This window comes from Aliidiomarina shirensis (assembly GCF_003987345.1).
GTDB classification, from domain to species: domain Bacteria; phylum Pseudomonadota; class Gammaproteobacteria; order Enterobacterales; family Alteromonadaceae; genus Aliidiomarina; species Aliidiomarina shirensis.
The window spans coordinates 95477-117043 of sequence record NZ_PIPP01000002.1; the positions used below are offsets into that span (position 1 = coordinate 95477).

The 21567-nt window shown below is 46.6% G+C and carries 20 protein-coding genes; 3 read left to right on the forward strand and 17 right to left on the reverse strand.

All coding sequences use genetic code 11. The annotated features are described in order from the left end of the window. Positions 1 to 2: 2 nt before the first annotated feature. From CWE13_RS04535 to CWE13_RS04610, 17 genes are all read right to left on the reverse strand, one after another. Positions 3 to 560, reverse strand: a complete 558-nt coding sequence (locus tag CWE13_RS04535; RefSeq protein WP_126806327.1) for an adenine phosphoribosyltransferase — start codon at positions 558 to 560, stop codon at positions 3 to 5. Positions 561 to 571: 11 nt separating this feature from the next. Further along, positions 572 to 952 carry a response regulator gene (locus CWE13_RS04540; RefSeq protein ID WP_126806329.1) on the reverse strand — a complete coding sequence of 127 codons (381 nt, stop codon included), beginning with the start codon at positions 950 to 952 and terminating at the stop codon, positions 572 to 574. A gap of 56 nt (positions 953 to 1008) precedes the next feature. After that, positions 1009 to 1134 (reverse strand): hypothetical protein, encoded by a 126-nt coding sequence (locus CWE13_RS12675; protein ID WP_275540842.1) that lies wholly within the window; start codon positions 1132 to 1134, stop codon positions 1009 to 1011. Between the two features lie 185 nt (positions 1135 to 1319). Beyond that, positions 1320 to 2630, reverse strand: a complete 1311-nt coding sequence (locus CWE13_RS04545) for a tetratricopeptide repeat protein (RefSeq protein ID WP_126806331.1) — start codon at positions 2628 to 2630, stop codon at positions 1320 to 1322. A 3-nt stretch (positions 2631 to 2633) separates the two neighbouring features. Beyond that, positions 2634 to 3248, reverse strand: coding sequence for an energy transducer TonB (locus CWE13_RS04550; protein ID WP_126807310.1), 615 nt, complete (start codon positions 3246 to 3248; stop codon positions 2634 to 2636). Position 3249: 1 nt separating this feature from the next. Beyond that, positions 3250 to 3651 (reverse strand): ExbD/TolR family protein, encoded by a 402-nt coding sequence (locus CWE13_RS04555; RefSeq protein WP_007421175.1) that lies wholly within the window; start codon positions 3649 to 3651, stop codon positions 3250 to 3252. Positions 3652 to 3663: 12 nt separating this feature from the next. Beyond that, complete coding sequence (locus CWE13_RS04560) at positions 3664 to 4191, reverse strand: MotA/TolQ/ExbB proton channel family protein (RefSeq protein ID WP_126806333.1); 528 nt, start codon at positions 4189 to 4191, stop codon at positions 3664 to 3666. Between the two features lie 3 nt (positions 4192 to 4194). Then, positions 4195 to 5568 carry a MotA/TolQ/ExbB proton channel family protein gene (locus CWE13_RS04565; protein ID WP_126806335.1) on the reverse strand — a complete coding sequence of 458 codons (1374 nt, stop codon included), beginning with the start codon at positions 5566 to 5568 and terminating at the stop codon, positions 4195 to 4197. After that, complete coding sequence (locus CWE13_RS04570) at positions 5565 to 6353, reverse strand: DUF3450 domain-containing protein (protein WP_126806336.1); 789 nt, start codon at positions 6351 to 6353, stop codon at positions 5565 to 5567. The genes CWE13_RS04565 and CWE13_RS04570 overlap by 4 nt, the downstream gene beginning before the upstream one ends. A 425-nt stretch (positions 6354 to 6778) precedes the next feature. Next, positions 6779 to 7783: a class I SAM-dependent methyltransferase gene (locus tag CWE13_RS04575; RefSeq protein ID WP_126806338.1), complete on the reverse strand. Its 1005-nt coding sequence runs from the start codon at positions 7781 to 7783 to the stop codon at positions 6779 to 6781. Between the two features lie 125 nt (positions 7784 to 7908). Next, complete coding sequence (locus tag CWE13_RS04580; protein ID WP_126806340.1) at positions 7909 to 10662, reverse strand: TonB-dependent receptor domain-containing protein; 2754 nt, start codon at positions 10660 to 10662, stop codon at positions 7909 to 7911. 676 nt (positions 10663 to 11338) lie between these two features. Continuing rightward, positions 11339 to 11617: a primosomal replication protein PriC gene (priC, locus tag CWE13_RS04585; RefSeq protein ID WP_126806342.1), complete on the reverse strand. Its 279-nt coding sequence runs from the start codon at positions 11615 to 11617 to the stop codon at positions 11339 to 11341. Next, positions 11618 to 12703, reverse strand: a complete 1086-nt coding sequence (locus tag CWE13_RS04590) for a tryptophan 2,3-dioxygenase family protein (RefSeq protein ID WP_126806344.1) — start codon at positions 12701 to 12703, stop codon at positions 11618 to 11620. Between the two features lie 41 nt (positions 12704 to 12744). Beyond that, a complete protein-coding gene (locus CWE13_RS04595) occupies positions 12745 to 13692 on the reverse strand; it encodes a ketopantoate reductase family protein (protein ID WP_126806346.1) in 948 nt (315 codons plus the stop codon). A gap of 3 nt (positions 13693 to 13695) precedes the next feature. After that, entirely contained in the window at positions 13696 to 15141 is a 1446-nt protein-coding gene (locus CWE13_RS04600; protein WP_126806348.1) for an AmpG family muropeptide MFS transporter, read from the reverse strand. A 6-nt stretch (positions 15142 to 15147) separates the two neighbouring features. Next, on the reverse strand, positions 15148 to 15750 hold the full coding sequence (locus CWE13_RS04605) for a peptidylprolyl isomerase (protein WP_126806350.1): 603 nt from the start codon (positions 15748 to 15750) through the stop codon (positions 15148 to 15150). Between the two features lie 36 nt (positions 15751 to 15786). After that, on the reverse strand, positions 15787 to 16356 hold the full coding sequence (locus CWE13_RS04610; RefSeq protein ID WP_157980930.1) for a YajG family lipoprotein: 570 nt from the start codon (positions 16354 to 16356) through the stop codon (positions 15787 to 15789). 125 nt (positions 16357 to 16481) lie between these two features. On the opposite strand from CWE13_RS04610, the gene CWE13_RS04615 reads away from it, so the two are divergent. The 3 genes from CWE13_RS04615 (at position 16482) to CWE13_RS04625 (ending at position 21556) form a co-directional block, all read left to right on the forward strand. Beyond that, positions 16482 to 17561, forward strand: coding sequence for a ketoacyl-ACP synthase III (locus CWE13_RS04615; RefSeq protein WP_126806353.1), 1080 nt, complete (start codon positions 16482 to 16484; stop codon positions 17559 to 17561). A gap of 451 nt (positions 17562 to 18012) precedes the next feature. After that, positions 18013 to 19662: a BCCT family transporter gene (locus CWE13_RS04620; protein WP_126806355.1), complete on the forward strand. Its 1650-nt coding sequence runs from the start codon at positions 18013 to 18015 to the stop codon at positions 19660 to 19662. After that, positions 19652 to 21556, forward strand: a complete 1905-nt coding sequence (locus CWE13_RS04625; protein ID WP_126806357.1) for a DUF294 nucleotidyltransferase-like domain-containing protein — start codon at positions 19652 to 19654, stop codon at positions 21554 to 21556. Before CWE13_RS04620 ends, CWE13_RS04625 begins: the two co-directional genes overlap by 11 nt. Positions 21557 to 21567: the final 11 nt, after the last annotated feature.

Below are 21567 nucleotides of genomic sequence, written 5' to 3' on the forward strand. Positions count from 1 at the left end.
AGTTATTCATCAAAAGCGCAAATGGCATAGCTATTTACGCCAATTCTATCCATTTCTTTGCGGCCACCTAAATGTAGAAGCTCGCACACGAATGCTGTTTCAACGATTGTAGCCGGAGAGTTTCGAACTAACTCAACCGCTGCTGTCATCGTGCCGCCGGTAGCTAACATATCATCCATAATGATCACTTTATCTCGAGCTTTCAACGAATCTTTATGCAGCTCTAAAATATCATCACCATATTCAAGGGTATAACTTGTTGAATATACTTCACGTGGCAATTTGCCCGCTTTACGAATAAGGGTTAAGCCGATTCCTAAACGGTCCGCAAGTGCCGCAGAGAAAATAAAGCCACGCGCTTCAATAGCAACAACCTGGGTTAATCCCATATTGTCATATCGTTCCGCGAACAAATCGATACTATTGCGCAAGGCGCGCGGATCTTGCAAGGCGGGTGTGATATCCCGAAACGTTATTCCCGGCTTTGGAAAATCAACAACCGGCATAATTCTGCGCGCAATATAATTCCCGCGCATGTCTGCTGCTACATTATGAGTCATCGGCTACCCACTCAGGCCACTACACTTGACTGTGTTAACTGGCGAAGTTTAAAAAGTAGTAAATCCGCATCAAGCGGCTTACCCAAAACCAAATCAGCGCCGCAGCGTTCTGCTTTCGCAGAAATTTGCTCGGGGTCTGAAGTCGTCATTAAAAGCAGAGGTGTTTGCGCATAAGGCGTTTCATCTCTGAGATTCTTAATCAATAAAATGCCATCCATTAGTGGCATTTTATGATCCGTTAATACTACATCAAAGTGCTCAAGCTTGGCGCGATTCAAACCATCTAATCCATCGACAGCGATTGTTACGGTAAAGGGCGTTTGCTTAAGTATTTGTACAATATTTTCGCGCGTGCGCGCGTTGTCTTCAACCAACAGCAATGATAATGCCATGATACGTTCCTATAATAGCGCAGCAGGCTTCCCTGAACTCGCTTAAGTTCCAGCAACTAAGCTAAAAATAAGGTCACTAATCGTAAAACAGGTGTGAGTAACGCAATACCCACAAATACTGCCAACGCGAGCAATAAATGCCACACGTTACTTTGATCTTTAAAAGAGTCATGATTTGACATCAAATATTCCTCAGTACATCTACAACGGGCAAGGATCATATCTGATCTAGACGATTTAAGAAAGGTTCAAGCGTAAAGCTATCGCTAAGGGTAATAAATATAAGCAATAAAAAAACCCTGCTTAAAAGCAGGGTTTTTATACGTCAGAACATCATTTAATGCACATGCATTCAACTTTTCTGACCTTAGATATCTACACCACGACGTGACGCAGTATCTTTAATGTACTGAGCCCAGCCTTCAGCATTCCGGCGCGTGCTGCTGTAACCTTTAGCACGTTCCGCCGCATCATAGGCTTGGCGGTATTGATTACTATAAAAGTAAGCTTCCGCCAGAGACATATACAAACGACCGGCATCTTCACCACTTGGTGTCAATTCAATCGCTGAGCGGAAAGGCGCTACTGCTTGACGATATTCTTCAGCAAGTAGTAAGGCTTCTCCTTGACGGCGATTGTAATCGATACGATCGTTGTTGTTGTCTGCTTCTCTAACCGCTTTCGCGTACTCTGCAGCAGATTTCGAAAATTCTCGAGCTGTGTTGTAAGACCGAGCAGCTGTTGCGTAGTTACGAGCAGTTTGCTCAATATCGCCTGATTCCATATGACGTGACATTACTTCAGCAGCATAAAATGGTACTGAGTTGTTCGCATATAATTGAACCAGAGCGCGATAATCATTCGATGACCGGAAGTAGCCTGCATCGTATGCTATACGCATAGTTGATAATGCTTTTTCATACTGCTCACTCAGGTTATACATCATGCCGAGTTGTACCCACCAAGCGCGTTCGTTTGGTAGTGCAACAACACCACGTTCTAACACTGAAATCGTTTCAGGAACATTTCCTGCTTCGTAGTTAGCAGCAATCATCAACACGTACGGGTTGCGATGCGGCTCATCCATGTTTTCCAATGCTTTTTCCGCTAATGGACTTACCCGATCATATTGCTTTAATTCCATATGGGCAGATGCCATACGAATCAATACATCAGGGTTCCACTCACCAGTAAACTGCAAAAACTCACGGAGGATTTCGAGTGCTTCTTCGAAATTTTCTTCCATTAGTTGCAAGTTACCCAGCAATTGTAGCGAAGCAGCATGGTCAGCATGGCTTAGCAAGTTAGGCGCAATTGATTTCTCTAATTCAGCTATCGCTTTGCGATTCGCTGAATCATCACCCTCTACACTTGCCCACATCGTACCAAGAAAACGAGCCACATAAGCGACATCGTAATCAGTACGTGCTGGAGCTTCTTCAAGCTCTGCAATAGCACCGCGAATATCATCGGCTTCATACAGTTCATAAGCTGTCATAACACGACGGGCCACTCGTTCTCCCAATGCTTGCGAGCGACGATTATCTTTCGCTCGTTGCAACTCATCTGCCGTTGGAATTGTAAATCCAACGTCAGAGTCTTGCTGTGCATTGGCAGAGGCAAGAGTAAAACCCATGGCGACAACCACAGCACACACTATTGTTGTGATAGTTTTCATGAATTAACTCCCGTCCATATTAAAGTCTAATTGAACCGTAAGACCTTCTTGACGCTGTGCCTGACCATCAACAATTTTAGGCGCATAACGCCACCGAGCTAGTGCACGGCGTGCTTCTTGGTCGAATACTCGACGTGGATTAGCATCAATGATTTCGATGTCAGTAACACCACCGGTCTCATCGATAGTAAAGCGCAGTTGCACCCAGCCTTCAATACCGTCTCGCGCCGCTGCTGGCGGATAACGAGGCTCAACACGAACTATTGGTTGAGCGTCTCCATCGCGGCCCAAGCCTGCACTAGGATCACCTAGCCCAGCACCTGCACCACCGAGGTCAACACCGCCGATATCCATATTAAAGGATACTGAATCGTCAGAGGCATCCGGTTCACTTTGCGGTGTTTCCGGTGGAGTCTCTGGCGGCTCCGGAGGCGGCGGCGGCGTACGACGACGCGCTTCTGCTTCCGGTTCCGGTGGTGCTGAAACGATATCAATGGTGGTTGGAGCTTCAGGCGGTTCTGCCCGACGATCGCCACCACTGATTAGGTATGCCATGAAGACAAACAGTAAAAAGGTGACCGCCGCGCCTAGTAATATTGATACTAAGATGCGCACCATATCAGTCATTCTCCGCTGCTATTGAAATCTGGGCAATACCGGCTTCTTTAACTTGGTCCATAACTTTAACGACGATCCCGTGACGGGCTCCTTCGTCAGCTTGAATAACCACCATATCAGTTGGCTGCTCAGCTAGGAGACGTTCCAAGTTAGCGGCTACCCGCTCCACATCTACTTGACGACGGTCCATCCATACCTCACCGTTTTCACGGATTGCTATGAAGATGTTGGCCGACGGCTTCTGTGTCGCTTGTGATGCTTCAGGACGATTTACATCAATACCTGCTTCTTTCACAAACGATGTTGTAACGATAAAGAAGATCAACATGATGAACACGATGTCGAGCATCGGGGTCATATCTAGTGTTGCTTCTTCTTCTTCGCGTAAACGTTTACGTGCCATAATTCTTCTCTCTTAATGATGAGGCAGACTATCAATCAGGTTTTCTTTAGCTGCTTTAACGCGCGCATCTAAGCGCTGAGCAAAGAACATACCCGATAGAGCTGCAACCATTCCCGCCATTGTCGGAATCGTAGCCATCGAGATACCGCCTGCCATCAGACGAGGGTTACCGGTTCCTTGAACTGCCATAATTTCAAAAACAGTCATCATCCCCGTAACCGTACCAAGTAATCCAACAAGTGGACAAATGGCAATCATCGTCTTCAGCACCAGCATCCGCGCTGACAGTTTTTCGGACGCTTGCGAAACCCATGCATCACGGATTCTATGTGCGTACCAGGAGGTGGTGTCTTTACGTTCGTTCCACTCTTTGATGATTTGATCCCGTTCCTTCGGGAACACACCAAGGAGATACCACCAGCGCTCAACCATAACAATCCACATGATTAAAAGCGCGGCGAACACCATATATAAAACGTCACCACCTGTGCCAATAAAATCCCTGACAGTTTCCCAAAGTCCTATCAGGTACAATTGCATGGCTTAAGCTCCCTTCTTCTCAGCATGAGAAGCGACAATACCTGCTGCTTGCTCATCAAGAGTGTGCAGAATTGATTTGCTTTTTGAAGCAACAATTGAATGGATAACAATCAAAGGCAACGCGGCAATCAAGCCCATCGCAGTAGTTACCAAGGCCATTGAGATATCGCCAGCCATGATACGCGGGTCACCAGTACCGAATAGGGTAATTGATTGGAAGGTACCAATCATACCAACAACCGTACCTAATAGACCCATCAACGGAGCGATAGCTGCAAGAATCTTGATAATGTTTACGCCCGACTCAACACTTGGCGTTTCACGAAGAATCGCTTCGTCAAGTTTAAGCTCAAGGTTTTCAACATCAGTTTGTGGATTCTCATGATAAACAGCCAAAATACGACCCAATGGGTTTTTGTTTGAAGGGTTATCTAGATTCTTCAACTGACGACGAATAGAACCACCAACTGCTGTTAGCGTTACTAATTTATAGATTGCAATAATGAAACCTAAGATTAGTACTACGGTGATTGCATAACCAACGGTTTGACCTTGGTGATAGCGTTCCATCAATGTAGCTTTTTGCGTAAGCAAGCTCAAAATTTGGCCACGTGAAGGATCGATAAATACGCCAGCGTGCCCTGAAGAAGTATCTTCAAAGTTTTCTGCTGCACGTAAAATGTGCCCAGAAGGTTGACGCGCAATCGGTTGAATCTGCTTAGTTGTATCGTTATACAGTAAGTATTCACCTTCAGAAATCAGGTTGAACGCACCGATACGAATAACATCACGCACTTCAGAACCACCGTCAAGTAGCGTTACTTCGCCTTGATAGCGTGCAACTTTACCTGATTCAGTCATTTCAGTAAGCAATGCCAGCCATAGCTCTTCAAGTTCTGCAATATTTGGCAACTCACGTGCTTCAGCCAAGCTAGCTAGAACGAGTTCACGATCTGGATATTGAGCGCTTACTACTGAAGTAGAGATACGACCAATCGTTTCTGACGCAGCACCACGAATTACACCGAAAATCTCACCCAAAGTACCAACCATGTTATCTAGTTCGGTTTCTTTGTTTCCGATATCGATTTCGTTTTGTGCATATTCTTCTTGTAGACGAGTGCTACGTGCTTCTTCATCACGTAACTCTTGCTGTGCTTGACGTAACAACGCTTGCTTGTCAGCACGATCGTCCATAAAGCGACGCTCACGTGCTTGGTCAATGCGCTGTGCTGCTGCACGTTGCTGTTGAACCTGCTGCAGTAGTTCGTCAAGTGTTTTAGCTTCAGCGTCCTGCGCATTCACAGAGAACGCTGCTGATGCCGCTAGCGAGATACCTGCCACGGCTACCATTAAGTTTTTCACTACATGTTTCATTCTGCATTCTCCGCGGCAAATACTGGCAGACGCACAACATCAAATGCTGTCTGACGGCGAGACATACGAATGGCTTGCGTCAACGGATTCAAGAATGAATCATCAACACGCGACCACTCACGATTGTCGTTATCCCACACCCATGCATTACGCATATCCAAAGATTGTGCTAAGAATGCGATACGGCCTACGTGTAAGTAATCAACTGCAATGTCTTGGCCTTCAAAGTTCAAAGTACCTTCATATGCAATCAAGCCTACGCCGTAATCCATTTCGATTTGGTATGCTTCGATGATCTGGCGGAATTTTTCAGAATCAGTAACTTCTGAACGCACCATTACTTCGCGAAGGCGCTCAACTCGACGTTCCCGCTGCTCGCGGTGAATTGGAATATCCAGCTGAACGAACTCATCAAGTGAATCGATCATCTTATACATAAGAGGAACAACGCCCTGACGCGTTTCTTCGATGCCGTCGATTTGACGCTGCAAAGAATCAAGCGTTGCGTTCTGGTCATCAACTAGACGCTGAACGTGGTCGTTGTAAAGTCGTAGTGCTTCGAATTCAGCAACTACCGCACGGTAGTCTGCTAAAAGGTCACTGCTCTGCTCGAACAATGAATCGATGCGCTCTTGAGAGGCGGCATTCGCACGATTTGTTTGCGTTTGCTCAGCCTGTAGCTGCGACAGAGAGGTATCGTTAGCGGCTGCTAATCCTACTCCCGTCAGCGCCATCACACCTGCCATAGCGGCAGCGATTTTGCTTCGTTTGATTACTGTGGTCATAGTTCCCAACCAATTTGACTTAACTTTATCCTTCGCTTACTAGGCTTGAACAGAAGTTCGATCGTCACCTGATAATACTAAGGAACCAGTTGTGTGAGTGATGAAAAAAAATCCTACACCGAAATACACTATTTCGCAGAAATAGCATTACTTGAATACTCCCACGAACGCGGCGAGCCTGTCAACCGGCTGTTTGCAGGTTTCTTAACTGGTAGAACCCATTTACGGTTAAGTTTCAGATTAATATGCGGATATCGGAAAATATCAGCACGTTCTACCGATTAAACTTTTCTAGCTTATCAGCTAGAATTTGCAAGTTTATGACAACTTTTCGTTACGCCTTAGATAGATATGCGCACGGCAAAATCCTTGCCGATATAAGTAAATGCTTGCCTTTAAACCGTATCGGAATGCCCCTGATATGATCAGTTTTCTACCTGTTTTTCCAAGCTAATACCCCAAGCGAAAAGTTCCTTTTCTATTTTGAACTCCTTGTGTGCGATAGATGCGAACGCGCTGGCATTGCGTTTAAAGCTCGATAAATCGTCTTCAGAAAAAGCTGCTTTTACTTGCTCGCGGATACGTAACAAGTGTGCTTGCAACATATCGTAGGTTACCGCCAAATGCTTCTGGGCTTCCTTAGCTGTAGCGTGCGATTGGCCGTTGTTCAATATATTAATCACGCGATTAAAGATATCGGTAAGCCACGGATGGTCGGTTGGCAAAGAAAAGCGTGCGTTGATCACATGCAATGTCCACTCCAAGGATTTTCCTAAAGCATTGCACTCTTGGCTTTCTTTCCAGGTTTTAAAATCGCTATTCTGCAAACGTTCAGTTGCTAAACGCAGCATTAAATCAGCTTGAATAAATACCGGCGAGTTATTGAGGATATAATCAAAAATATCACATCCACGCGCCGAATCTTTGGTTAACCCTGATTTGCCATGGTGGGCCATCATTACGAGTTTACCACCCGGCTTCAAAACCCGATAAGCTTCTGCCAATGCTGAATTTTGCTCGGCATATTCGAACGCAAACTGGCTCACCAAGCAATCAACTGATGCATCGGCAAACGGTAATTTACCCATATCGGTATTGCCATGGAAGGTAATACCCTGCAATTGCTTTAATACCGCTGCATCACGTGCAAACGTTTTCAATGGGTCGATATCGGCATAATCAACACCGTGAACTTGCCAGTTTTTATCGAGAGTTCGGCCATGCGCCGCCACCAGGGCAGCCAAAGCGCCGTTGCCAGTTCCTAAATCAACAACTACCGCGTTGTTATTTAGCGTTTTTAAATGTTCTTGCCAAAAAGCGCTAATCTCACCTTCGTATCCCTTTGCTGCTTCTCCTTCAGCAAAACTATTCAACGACTGCGATGATTGCCAATACTCGCTCCAATGTTTAATTTCCTGCTTATTTTGCATATACACCTTCTCATTTTACGAACCAAAAGCAGTATAACGCGCTGGTGTTCTTCGTACTGAAATTCACTGAAAAAAAACCGGCCACGAAGGGCCGGTTTTAAATGCTCTCACACTAAACTTCGATATTAGAAGCTTTGCGTGTAACGGAAGTAAGTAATACGACCGTATGCATGGTACAAGTTAAAGTTATAATCACGAGTACCACGAGCGGCGGTTGAAGTGCCTAACTGAGGAACTTTCTCAAACAAGTTTTGAGCGCCCAAAGTAAACACGCCATTCCAAGGAGTATTGTAGTTCACTTGTAGATCGTGAGTAGTCCAAGTACCGATGTTACCAGTACGTTCAACACCATCACCAGCTGAAGCTACGCTGTTGTACTGTTTACCAACAACATTCATATTCCAAGATACAGAGTAATCACCTAGCGACCAGGTATTGCTTAACGCTGTACGGTGCTGTGGACGACCCGGATCTTTCACTAAGTTACGGCCGCCATCAATGCTGATGTCAGTTGTGTAACTTACTTGTAAGTTCTGAGTTAACGCACCCCATTGACCGAAATCAAAGTTAGTACGAGCGTTGAAGTCCATACCTGAGATGTCGTACGTACCATCGTTAGCAAAACCAGCGTAAACCATACGAATTGGGTTTACTGGCTCACCAGCATCAACGAACGCGCTGTAGTCAGTGCTCGTATCACGTTCAATAAATACGCCCGGCGGGATTGGGTCGCCTGCTGCTTCACGAGCAAGCAAGGTATCAATACCGAAGAACGAGATCTGGTTAGTAATTGCAATATCCCAGTAATCAAACGTTACGCTTAACCAATCAGTTGGCTGATACGCAACACCTACACCAAACTGATCTGATTTCTCAGATTCAAGTTCAGAGTTAGCTTGCGTGATTTGACGTACTTGCACATCACAATCAATGTCACCTGTTAGCATGTAACAAGTAGCCTGATCTTGCATTGCAGGGTTACCCGATGAAGGCTGCATCGTGATTTGGTCTAGAGTCGGAGCACGGAAGCCCTGTCCCCATGAACCACGAACCACTAACTCTTGCATTGGCTGCCAGCGGAAGCTCACTTGTGGTGAGAAATCGCTACCGTAATCAGAATAATCATCGAAACGACCAGCAACAGACACTTCTAAATCAAGTGTAATTGGAAGCATAGTTTCGAAGTAGAATGCCGTTACATCGCGGCCACCACCTGCAGAGTTACCAGAAGAACCACCTACTTGGCCCGCTTCAGAAAGCGAATCATATTGGTCAGCATAATCTTCTTCGCGGTACTCAGCACCAACAACCGCTTGGATTGTACCGGCACCGAAATCCATAACATCAAATACTGCTGAACCGAACCACTCACGTGTTTCAAATTTACCAACACGTGCGGTAGTAACGTTCATACCGTTAAGCAATGTTTGGTAGTTCTGCATTTGTGCGTCGTTACCTTCATAACGAGAACCCAGCGGATCGCCGATGTCGTAGAACACGAAATCAGGATTTAATGCTAAGCCTGCATCGATTTCATCTTGCGTGATGTTGATAGCATTGGCTGCAGCAGAACGAAGCAAGTAGTTATAGCCTGTTTCGTATGCTTTTGAGGTACTGCGGCGTAAACCGAAATCTAAATCAACTTCGCCAACGCGGCCTTCAAAAGCAACCATTACATCAGTAGCGTGTGTATCAACATAAGTATCACGATCTCCTAACGCAGCAAAACGGTGGCGATAGGCTAAATCACGATTCCCAGTGTAATTTTCACCATCACCATCAACCGCGCTTTGCTGGAAGTTTGGTGATAATGGATTAGTTGGGTTATTGATACTGTCGGCATTCATTACGCTGAACGGGTCGTTCAACGATGGTGCATAACGGCCAAAGTATTTTGATTTTGAATAAGACGAACTTACCATCACAGCCCAATCTTCATTGAACTCGTGATCAACTTTTACGAATAAGCCTCGGTTGCCCGTTTGCGCTTCGTTCGCATTCGTTGCGTTAAAGTTAAAGCCACACGCGCCGTTACTGAAAATAAAGTTCTCAGTCGCTTCACATGCTGCTGCACTTGGTGGAATTGAATTATGGCCGCCGGCAGGAGCATCGTTTACGGCATCGTAGTTCAGCCAGTTGTTACCGTATGCTGATCCACCTGGCTCAACCCAAGAATAATCGCGGTGGAAAATGATGTCGCGCGCATTCCACGATACACCACCAAGAACGCGAGTTGTGTCGCTGCTAGCACCAAATACTGCAGAACCTTCTTCGCGGTCACCGCCATTTGCAGGCAAGCTAATTTCTGATTGACCATAACGGAATTGTGCGCCATTGAAATCTGTACGGGTGATGATGTTGATTACACCACCTACCGCATCAGAACCATATATCGCTGAAGCACCAGTAGATAGAATTTCAATCCGTTCAACAGCCGCTAGCGGAACGATGTTCAAATCCTGCGAGCTACCTGTTGAAGGAGATTTTGGTAAACGGCGACCGTCAACCAATACTAGAGTACGATCTGAACCTAAACCACGTAAGCTTACGGTTGCAGTTGCACCAGCAGCATTACCTGATTGCGGACGGAACGAACCAGCAGTGTTGAATGTTGTGTTTCGGATAACATCAGATACTGAAATTTCACCTGACAGGTCGATCGCATCGCGGTCGATAACTGTTAGTGGAAGCGATTCTTCCATATCAGTACGTGCTAAACGAGAACCGGTTACTTGAATGCGCTCTACGCGCTCGCCAGTTGCTTCTTCTTCAGCTTCATCAGCATCTTGCGCTGAGGCAATGCCTGTCATCGCAGTAGCTGACGCGCCAAACATTAACGCTAAGCGAATCGACTTAGCTAACTTTGTATTTGTGTACATGTAGTTTCTCCCTGGATCACTTCAAGTGATTTTTAGGTTTATGGCGCACAATTTTCACTGTGCTTTAGTCAATCTAAAGTGTGTTCCAAATCAACAAACTGTGGGAAACCGTGTCAGCTAGCTCTACACTCACTGCCCAACTCAAACGTTCAATCTACATGTTTAACAAAAAGCTATAGACATCACGCTATGTTGCTAGTTTTTCACGCCCAACAACATCACTATATCAAACAACATACGGGTTGCAAGGTTTAAAAAACCATTTACACAACAAATATTTCTAAAATGAAACATAATGTATAAAATTTGATCAGCTGGATTATCACCAGAAACAACAGAAATCGTTCAGGTTCAGGGAGTTACATATATTTATTGTGATTTAGTGAGCGATGCATGAATATTCACCAAAAATACAAAATGCTAAGTTTTAACGCATTATTTTGGGCTTTAAATTCAAAAATCCACAAGAAAAGACAAAGTCAAACAGTTCGAATCAATGTGATTTAGCAATGAAAAAAGCCCTCAGGTGCTGAGCACCAAAGGGCTTAAGAGGTGTGTAAACTTTTTAATACACGTAAATTTTTTGTGAATATTTGTTGAGTTAAATCAACAAACGTTATTTCACTTATACATACCGGCTACTCGTTTCGTAACAACTGCTTGTGTACCGAAGCACTCACCCTCGATAAAGCGCCTGAACTAAAGCAGTTAACTGCTCCTGTACAATATCATTCATCAAACTAAACACCGGCGAATCAGGCGGTAACTCTGCTAATCGCCTGGCATTGGCTTCCGCCTCATCAAGATACGCTGAAACTTGGTTACTTCGTGTTTTAAACAGTGCTTGATCAAACCATTCGCGCCGTAACTCAGGAGGCCTTTGTTCTGCCCGCTCACGTAAGCGCTCAAACACTGCTTCCGTTTTCGCTAATGAATCACTAATCGATGTAAACAATTAGCCTCCTCGGCGCAAACTTGCGCGCACACTTGCCGGCAATGGCGGCAAGCTCGCTTTGGGTAATAGATAGGTAGCTAGATTCATAAAATCTGCGAAAATTCGATTTTTCTCGGTAGTTCGCTTCAGATATTCATGCCCAGAAGAACCGCCCGTGCCTATTTTCGAGCCCAACATCCGCTGAACCATCATGGCATGGCGATAACGCCAAATCGTTAAATTCTTATCAATATCACTGAGTGCGTTGAGCACTTGATAAGGCAAATTAAACACCGGTTCTTCGCTATACAAATGAATAAACAAAGCTGCTTGCATTGCCCGCTGCGATAAACGCACGCGGCCATCATCTTGCATCGCTTGATATTTCTCGCTATCAAACAACGCCGAGAAGTTCTCTCGGGTACTCGCAAGTTCTTCCAATTCCGCCGCAATTTCTTCATCGCTCAGCAGCGAATTGGCCCGCACGATATCTTCATCATGTTGCAATTGCTGATCGATGGCGTTTTTATAATGTTCCCAAAACGTGAAATCGTCCTGTTGTAAGAAAGGCATTCGCGCCAGCCAAGCATCTACCCGTTCAAACAAATCCGGTTGTGCTTCTAACGATCCTAAATAAGCACGATCACTTGCATTGATCCGGTTATAAAAAGAAGCTTGGTCGAAGGCAATACGTTTATCACGTTTTACGCCGAGGCTAATTTCAATCTCTTTAAATTGAATACTCTGAAAACCAGAAGCCGGCACTAAATAATCACGAAACTCTAAAAAATCCTGCGCTGTCATGGTTTCCATTACGTTAATCTGCTGATTCAACAGCTCTTGAATCGTAACCATGCGCTTTAGGCGATGCACTATTGTCATTAAGCGCTCATCTGCCACGTGCTCTTCACGGAAAATACCCAATACCGAACGCAACTCGTGAATCATTTGCTTAAACCAAAGCTCATAGGCTTGGTGCACAATAATAAACAAGGTTTCATCATGTGCTTCGGGGCCGTATTGCGGGCTCACCGGTTGTTGCGCCGAAAGCAGCTTATCTAAACCAAGATAATCACCGTAATAAACTGGATCTTTGTTCTTTTTCATATTGTTATTTAGCTCGCTAGCATTGCACTTAAATAAATGGTCTAAACGCGAAGAAGTTCTAATTGTTGAATCTGCCTAACCAACTCACAGTTAGCGCGGGTAGCTACATGTAAGCGCTCGCCTTCACGGCATATAAAGCCGTTTAGGAACGCTATTTCCGTTCGCCTACCTGCGGTTAAATCTTGCAACATACTACACCTGTTCGTTGCGGTTGCCGCCGCAACTTGATGCACTTGCTTTACTAACGCATCGGCATCTAATGCCGGGTTAACATTAGCAATTTCTTCGCAAATCGCTCTAATTTTAGGTTGATACTCGTCGTTTCGCAGCTCTCCATTATCGGCCCCCGCTAATGTGGCTAAAGGGTTAATGGCGCAATTAATTGCCAATTTCTGCCACCGTCGATGCAGAATATCGTGCTCCCAATGCAATGGTGGTAACGCCTTTGCTAGTTCCACAAACCATGGTGGCGGCTCAACCGAGCCGCTCTTCCCATCTGCGCTATCCGCACCGATGTGGCGCTTCCCCAACCACGATTCACCAAGCCCTGCATGCATGCTATGGGTACGGCTTTTTCGCCATGCGCCATGGGTGGTAACTAGATCATAAATTTGCCAATCAGCCTCGGCCGCCTGCACCGACGTGCCCGCACCCATACCATTATGGCTAAGAATTAGAGTGGCTTGCGTTAAGCCTTGCGCCGCGAGTTCAGTTAACAACGGTTGCACTTGCCACGCTTTCACCATAACCAGCCAAATTGCGTCATCCGGAGCGTCCGATACAGAACCTATGGCTGAAAATTGCCGCGTTTGCGCACAAACTTTATCGCCCTCAGCTGCTTCATGCAAATGCTGAGTTATTGCGAGCGCCACGCCTTTGCGATCTTCTTCATGGCGCGAATACAGCACAACATTGGCACCGGCTGCTTGCAACCCATGAGCCCACAATGTACTTAATGCCCCTGTGCCCACAATCACCCAGTTCGCCACGCCCTACTCCTTTTCAGAATTTAGTGCTGCCTGATCCGATTCCCATTTGCTTTGCCGATCACGGCTATCGTCCTCAAGCTTTTGAATCGGCTTGCGAATCGTCCAAAGGAATAACAAACTCGGGACAACCATTAAAGTAGTGAGCAAAAAGAATAACGCCCAATTACCATCCAGCCAATCAACAACCGCACCGCTATAGGCCGCTAAAACAGTTCGCCCTAACGTACCTACCGAGGCCATCAATGCATATTGAGTTGCGGTAAACGCTCGATTCGCCAACAAGCTAATTAAAGCAACAAAAGCCACGGTAGACCACGCAGATGTGAAGCCATCGGTAATTACCGCTGCAAGTAGAAGCGCTTTGTTCGGCCCAACTAACGCCAACGCAGAAAACAGCAAATTACTCGCGGCCATGGCCGAGCCTCCAATAAACAGGCCCTTTAAAATACCGATGCGCATGGTTACGTACGAACCGATTAAGGCGAAAATAATGGTTACCCACCAATTCACTAGCTTTGAGTACAAGCCTATTTCTGAGTTGGTAAAGCCAACTTCTTGATAAAACACGATCGACATGCGACCAAGGAACGCTTCGCCCACTTTAAACAGGAGTACAAATAATAAAATAGAGAGGGCAAATTTCACGCCACTGCGGCGGAAGAATTCAGCCAGCGGTTCCACTAAGGTAACCCCTAACCACGCAGTGATTTTATGCTTCAGGGCAATTCGATTACCCACACCAGCGAGCACTTGTTGATAACGAAGCTCTGCTTCTCGCTGTAAAGCCCGGCGCGTGGTGATTGGTTCTTTCGCGAGCCAAACACCGGCACTCAATACCACCATAAAGAACGCTAAGTATTGATATACGCGCGGCCAATCCCAGCCCGGCATATCGGAAAGGAAGAAGGGAATTGCACCCAAGCCAGCGAAACCGGTCCACCAACCCGCGGTTGTCATCGCAGCACCTGCAGATTGCACACGCGCTTCATGCTCCCCTACCGAATCAATTCGATACGCATCAATAGAAATATCTTGGGTAGCCGAGAAAACCGCAAGGGTTAAAGCCACAATACCTGCCCAGTATAGATTCGTGGCAAAATCAATATTCGCTAGGTAAAAGCAGCTGAGCGCAATTCCAAGTTGGCAAAAGAGTATCCAGCCCCGGCGATGGCCGAGCCAATTGCTCAACAGCGGAATTCTTACCCTGTCCACCAACGGCGACCATAAGAAGTTAACTGAGTAGGCAGCAAACACCGCACCAAAAAAACCAATAGTGGAACGGGTGAAACCCATTTCATTGAGCCATGCAGACATTGAAGAGCCGATCATGACCCATGGATAGCCGCTAGCCATGCCCAGTAAAAAAATAGTAATCAGCCGGCGCTGTAGATAAAACCGAACAATGTTGGCAAACCCTACTGGCGCCTGATTTGTTTGCGTATGCTTCACTGAACGTTACTTCTCTTCTGGCAGAAGCTCTACCGAAATCAAACGCAGTGGCTCTACCGGAACATCAGGGAATCCCAATTCTTCATTAAAGCCGGTTTCAACTTTCGCAAGTTCATGCAGCAATTCAGCATTTTCGATCACTTCCCCAAACACCGCATAACCCCAGCGACGTGGCGTAGGATTTAACCGATCATTATCTTGAACATTAAAATAGAATTGACGGCGTGCTGAATGCGGGTCGTTAACGCGGGCCAATGCAATGGTGCCAAAGTTATTCTGCAATCCATTCCCCGCTTCGTTTACCACCGTGTCACCTTCCGGCAACGGCGTCCAATCACGTTCGTAACCGCCGCCTTGAACGACGAAATCGGCTACTACACGATGAAACAAGGTATCGTTATAACTACCACTCGCCACATGCGTTAAAAAATGATCAACGGTGAGCGGCGCTTTCCAACGATTAAGCTCCACCACCATTTCACCCATGCTGGTTACAAATTTCACCTTCGGATATAAATTCGATTTTTGAATATCATCTTCTTCAGCAGCCGCCAGCGGGGAAAGTGCTGCAGTAACCGCAAAAATCAATGCTAAGAACCAAGTTTTCATGTTTCGCTCCGTTGTCATTTATATTTACTAAACCTATCACTGCACATGATCTTGCAGCCACTCTTGTAATATTTGATCACTCATTAAATCGCGCAGGGTAGCGTGCACCGCCCGATTAAAGGTATCGTTGATTTGTTCGAAGTTTACCTTCCGGTATGGCCCACCCGAAACTCGCGTAACGTATTGTCGGCCAATCCACTCCGTGCCTGAACGCACCACCACCCGAACCGCAACATGATGCTCAGCTTCATAGCCATCATTTTGCGCCACAACACGGGTCAGCGCATCTTCAAGATACACCGTAAACAATACTTGAGAATTATCATCATGTGGCCAATATTCCCGCAGCGCAGCACTCATCAGAGTAGCCATCGGTATATGGGTCGTGGCAAACTCAGCGTTATCCGGCGTATGCTCAACTCGAAGCACATGATTTTGCGTGCGTTGATCACGAACCGATAAACGCACAGGCTGCAATACTGGCTTTTGGAAATCAGTAATATCCGGCGCCGTAACGCGCACTTCATTCGGAACATTGGGTGTGTTTGCACACCCTGAAAGTAATATAATGCCCGCAAGCATAACAACCGCGATTATGTTACGCATGGTGTTTCGTCCTTTAGTTGTGGCTCTTTTCGTTTTCTTATCGGTCATAAAGGTATACGATTGTTACTAATGAGTCACGCACGATATTTGCCGTGCGCTAATCACTAGATTTTAAGGTAGTTCGAATGAAATTTGCAGAAATCACCGGCTGGGGCAAATGCGTGCCACCAGCAATCATGACTAACAACGATCTGGCTACGTTTCTTGAAACGTCCGACGAATGGATTCGCAGCCGCACAGGCATTGAAGAGCGCCGCGTAAGCGCCGTTGGCACATCAACGATGGCTGCGGTTGCTGCACGCAACGCACTTGCGGCCGCCGATTTAGATCCGCTCGAAATTGATTTAATCATTGTTGGTACCTGCACAGCCGATGAAATCATTCCAAATGTGGCTTCGAAAGTTCAACAAGAAATTGGTGCGAAGAACGCCGCCGCATTTGATTTGAACGCCGCTTGCAGTAGCTTTTTTTATGGCATGCATTTTGCCACTTCGTCGATTCGTATCGGCATGCACAAAAAAGTACTCATTATCGGTGCCGAACGCCTAACCCGCATTCTCGATTGGACCAAGCGCGAAAGTGCTGTGCTCTTCGGCGATGGTGCCGGTGCAATGGTGCTTGAAGCATCGGATAACGAAGTGGGCTTGCTTTCATCGAAAGTAAGCTGCGATGCTGATGCCCGCGATGTGCTCTCACTTGATTTTGGTATGAGTTTCGATCGCTACAATTTCGATGGCGCAATGCCCTTTAACTTCGTTGGCCAAGAAATTTTCAAACGTGCAGTAAAAGGCATGAGCGCGGCAGTTGATGGGGTATTTCAAGAAACCGGCCTAAGCGTTGATGATATCGATGTCTTAATTCCGCACCAAGCCAACAAGCGCCTTATCGATTTCCTCGCGAAAATGTGCAAAGTGCCAGAAGCCAAAACCATGGTAAACATTCAAAAATACGGCAACACCTCGTCGGCAACCCTACCTATCGCTTACACCGAAGCCTTAGAAACCGGCATGGTAAAACCTGGCGATAAAATTATCTCTGCGGTATTTGGCGGCGGCCTAACCTGCGGTGCTGGCCTGATAAAATGGGGCGAGCGCGTTACTCCACTACAAAACAACCAATTACAACTTGAAGATAGCACCAACCAAAGTGCCCTCGACCTAATACTACCTCTCTACGAAGGCGCCCTAAAAGCCGCGGCAAAGTAAGCGGCTTTATTCGGTGAGGCTGTTGCGCTCTCAGGGCTGGGAGCGTGAATAGCTTTTTTCGGGGGCGGGGTATGCGTTCTGCGGGACGCCGTAAATACATCCTTGTAGGCTTGGATGCCGCATCCATGCGGCATACACCCTTCGAACGCACACCCCGACCCCGAAATGCTATTCATCCAACCTTCTCTTAAGAACGCAGAAGCTTCATCCTGAGCCGGAGCGCCGAGCGGGGATGACGCTTCGGTGTATGGAATATACGTTCTCAGAGTGTCTGCCGCATGGATGCGGCAGCTCAAGCCTACAAGGACGTACTCGCGGCGTCTCTGAGAACGTATATCCGTACGCCGATAAAGTCATCCCCCGCTCGGCCCCCGATTTGCTTTCGTGATCTAGAATTACTACTCTGTTAGTACCCTTAATAAGAATCCCACAAAAAAACAAGGACAAAACCATGAGCCAGCTCGATCCCGCGCATGATCCAATGAAGCCCGATGGTGACGTTACTCCTATCAATACGGATTATAAAGTTGGACAAGATAATCTTGTCTTTAAACTTGGGCCATTTGGGCTCGATATCCATAATCGTGTATTTTTGATTTCTGGCTTAGCCATCATTCTTTTCGTTGCGCTAACATTGATATTTCCTACCCAAGCCGAGCCTATTTTCTCTAGTACTCGCGATTGGTTAACCGCTAACCTTGATTGGTTCTTTATAAGCGCTGCTAACGTGTTCGTTATCTTGTGTTTAGTGCTAATCTTTTCGCCATTAGGAAAAGTGCGCATTGGTGGTACTGAAGCCAGTGCTGATTTCTCCTATCTAGGCTGGTTTTCCATGCTTTTTGCCGCTGGTATGGGTATCGGCCTCATGTTTTATGGGGTTTCAGAGCCGCTTTCTCACTTCACCGCAGCCTACGGTGGTACCGAAATGGGCGAAGCTGGCCGCGTTGATTGGGCTCCGCTTGGCGGCGCCGGTGGCGATGCTGAAGCGGCTCGCCGCCTAGGTATGGCTGCTACTATTTACCATTGGGCTTTGCATCCGTGGGCGATTTACGCGGTGCTGGCACTGGGTTTAGCGATTTTCTCGTTTAACAAAGGGCTTCCGCTTACCGTTCGTTCAATATTCTACCCATTACTGGGAGAGCGTGTTTGGGGTTGGCCTGGGCATGTAATCGATATCTTAGCTATCCTCGCTACCCTATTCGGTTTAGCGACCTCGCTCGGGCTAGGTGCCTCACAAGCCGCCGCAGGGCTGAGTACCTTGTTTGGTACACCTGAGGGCGTAACCATGGAAGTGGTGTTGGTTGTGGGTATCACACTTATCGCACTTATCTCGGTTGTTGCCGGGCTTGAAGCGGGCGTTAAGCGCCTTTCGCAAGTAAACATGACACTCGCCGCGCTGTTAATGCTATTTGTTATTATCGTGGGTCCAACGCTCGGTATTCTCACCGGTTTCTTTGCAAACTTAGGTGCCTATCTACAAAACCTTCCGGCTTTAGCAAACCCAATTGGCCGTGAAGATGCTAACTTCTCACAAGGCTGGACAGCGTTTTACTGGGCTTGGTGGATTTCCTGGTCGCCGTTTGTAGGGATGTTTATCGCGCGGGTATCACGTGGCCGTACAGTGCGTGAATTCTTAACGGCGGTGTTATTGATCCCATCAGTAGCTTGTGTGTTATGGATGACCGTATTCGGTGGAACCGCTATTACGCAATACCTAGGTGGTTACCAAGATGCGGCGGCAGCAGAGTTACCACTGCAGTTATTCGCGATGCTTGATGCGTTGCCATTAGCTCAAATTACATCGTTCATTGGTATTATTCTCGTGGTGGTGTTTTTTGTTACGTCATCTGATTCAGGCTCCTTAGTTATCGATACCATTTCAGCTGGCGGTAAAGTGAATGCACCTACACCACAGCGCGTATTCTGGTGTACTTTTGAAGGTTTAGTGGCAATCGCTCTTATTTTAGGAGGTGGCTTAATTGCATTACAAGCCATGGCGGTTTCCGCTGGTTTCCCATTCACAATAGTGCTGCTCGTAGCCTGTATATCACTGGTTAAAGGGTTGATGAGCGAGCCACGCCCGGGGAAAAATGGAAGCTGAACATATTGAAATACTGGAGTTTATCAAGCGCTTCCCGCCATTTAATGAGCTTCCTGCAGAGGAGCTCGAGCGGTTAGCGCAAGCTGCTGAAGTGGGTTACTTCAAAGCAGGTAGTGATATTCTTGAGTATAATCAAACAATAACCGACCTTCATGTTATTCGCAGCGGTGTGGTGGAAGTTTTCCGCCACACCGGTGATTTACATAACCGCCTCAGTGATGGCGGTTTTTTTGGTGAAGCCGGATTATTACGCACAGGCAAAGTGCGATTCCCCGTAACGGCTATTGAAGATACGCTGATCTATTTCATTCCAGGCGCGCAATTTAATAGGTTATACGATGAGTATGAAGCCTTTGCCGATGCAGTAGAAATTGAAGATCGAGAGCGCTTGAATCGAGCAGTTGCGAGCCGTGAAGGCGCGAACGATTTAATGACGGTACCGATATCCAACTTGTTAACACGGGTACCTATTTGTATTAGCGAGCAAGCAACGATTCGCGAAGCTGCAGAGAAAATGACCTCGGAAGAAGTATCTTCGTTACTCATAGTACCGCACGTAAAAGTACCGCACGAAAACGCGAACGAAGAACCTGCTACCGACAACTTCGAAGTTGATGCCCCCATCGGTATTATCACCGACAAAGATTTACGCAAGCGTGTGTTGGCGGTGGGTCTTAGTGATCAAACTCCAGTACGCGAAGTAATGTCTACAGAATTGGTGTTTGTGCAACATAATCAACACGTATTCGAAGCCATGTTGATTATGCTGCGGCGGAATTTGCATCATTTACCGGTACTGAAAAAAAACCAAACCGTTGGCATTCTTTCGCTTTCTGATGTTGTGCGCCACGAATCAAAAAGCAGCTTATTTGTGGTAAGCAGCATTTTCCGACAAAACTCAATTGAAGAGCTAGCTACCTTAGTCGAGGATGTGCAGGCAAGTTTTGTCCGCATGGTTGCGGAAGATGCAAACTCGCGCATGATTGGCTCTTCTATGGCCGTAATTGGCCGTAGCTTTAAGCAACGCTTATTGGAGCTCGGCGAAGAAAAGTTTGGCCCGCCTCCGGTGCCCTACTGTTTTCTAGCGCTGGGATCGATGGCGCGCGATGAACAATCAATTGTTACTGATCAAGATAACGCTATGGTGCTCGACGATAGCTTTGATCCGGAATTACACGACGAGTATTTCCGCCAACTCGCTCAGTTTGTGAGTGATGGCCTAGATGCATGTGGCTATACCTACTGTACTGGCTACATTATGGCAACCAACCCGATGTGGCGTCAGCCACTGAAGGTGTGGCAGAAGTATTTTTCTGATTGGATCGACGAGCCAACACCAGAGAGCTTATTGCACGCTTCTATCTTCTTTGATTTGGATGGTGTGTGGGGAAAAACTGAATATGCCAACATCCTGAACAAGCTGATTCAACGGCGAGCTCAACGCAGTAATCGATTCTTAGCCTGTATGGCAAGAAACGCGCTGAATCGTACCCCTCCGCTTGGGTTCTTTAAAGATTTTGTGATGGAGAAAGATGGCAAACACAACAATTCGATTAATACCAAACGCCGCGGCACGGCCCCGGTTGCTGATTTAATACGAGTACATGCGCTTGCTATTGGTTCGCTGCAACGGAATTCGTTCGCGCGTTTGGAGGATATTACCGAAGCAGGTATTTTACCGCCGGGCCGTGGGCCTGATTTACGCGATGCGTTAGAACTTATATCTATGGTTCGCATTCGCCATCAGGCGTTAGCCCTGCAACAAGGTGAGAAGCCGGATAACAATGTAGCGCCCAGCGATCTTTCCGATTTCGAGCGGAAAAATCTCAAAGATGCATTCCAAATACTAAGCAGTGCGCAACGCTTCATGCGTTTTCGCTACCCCAATGGATAACGCGAGGCTTT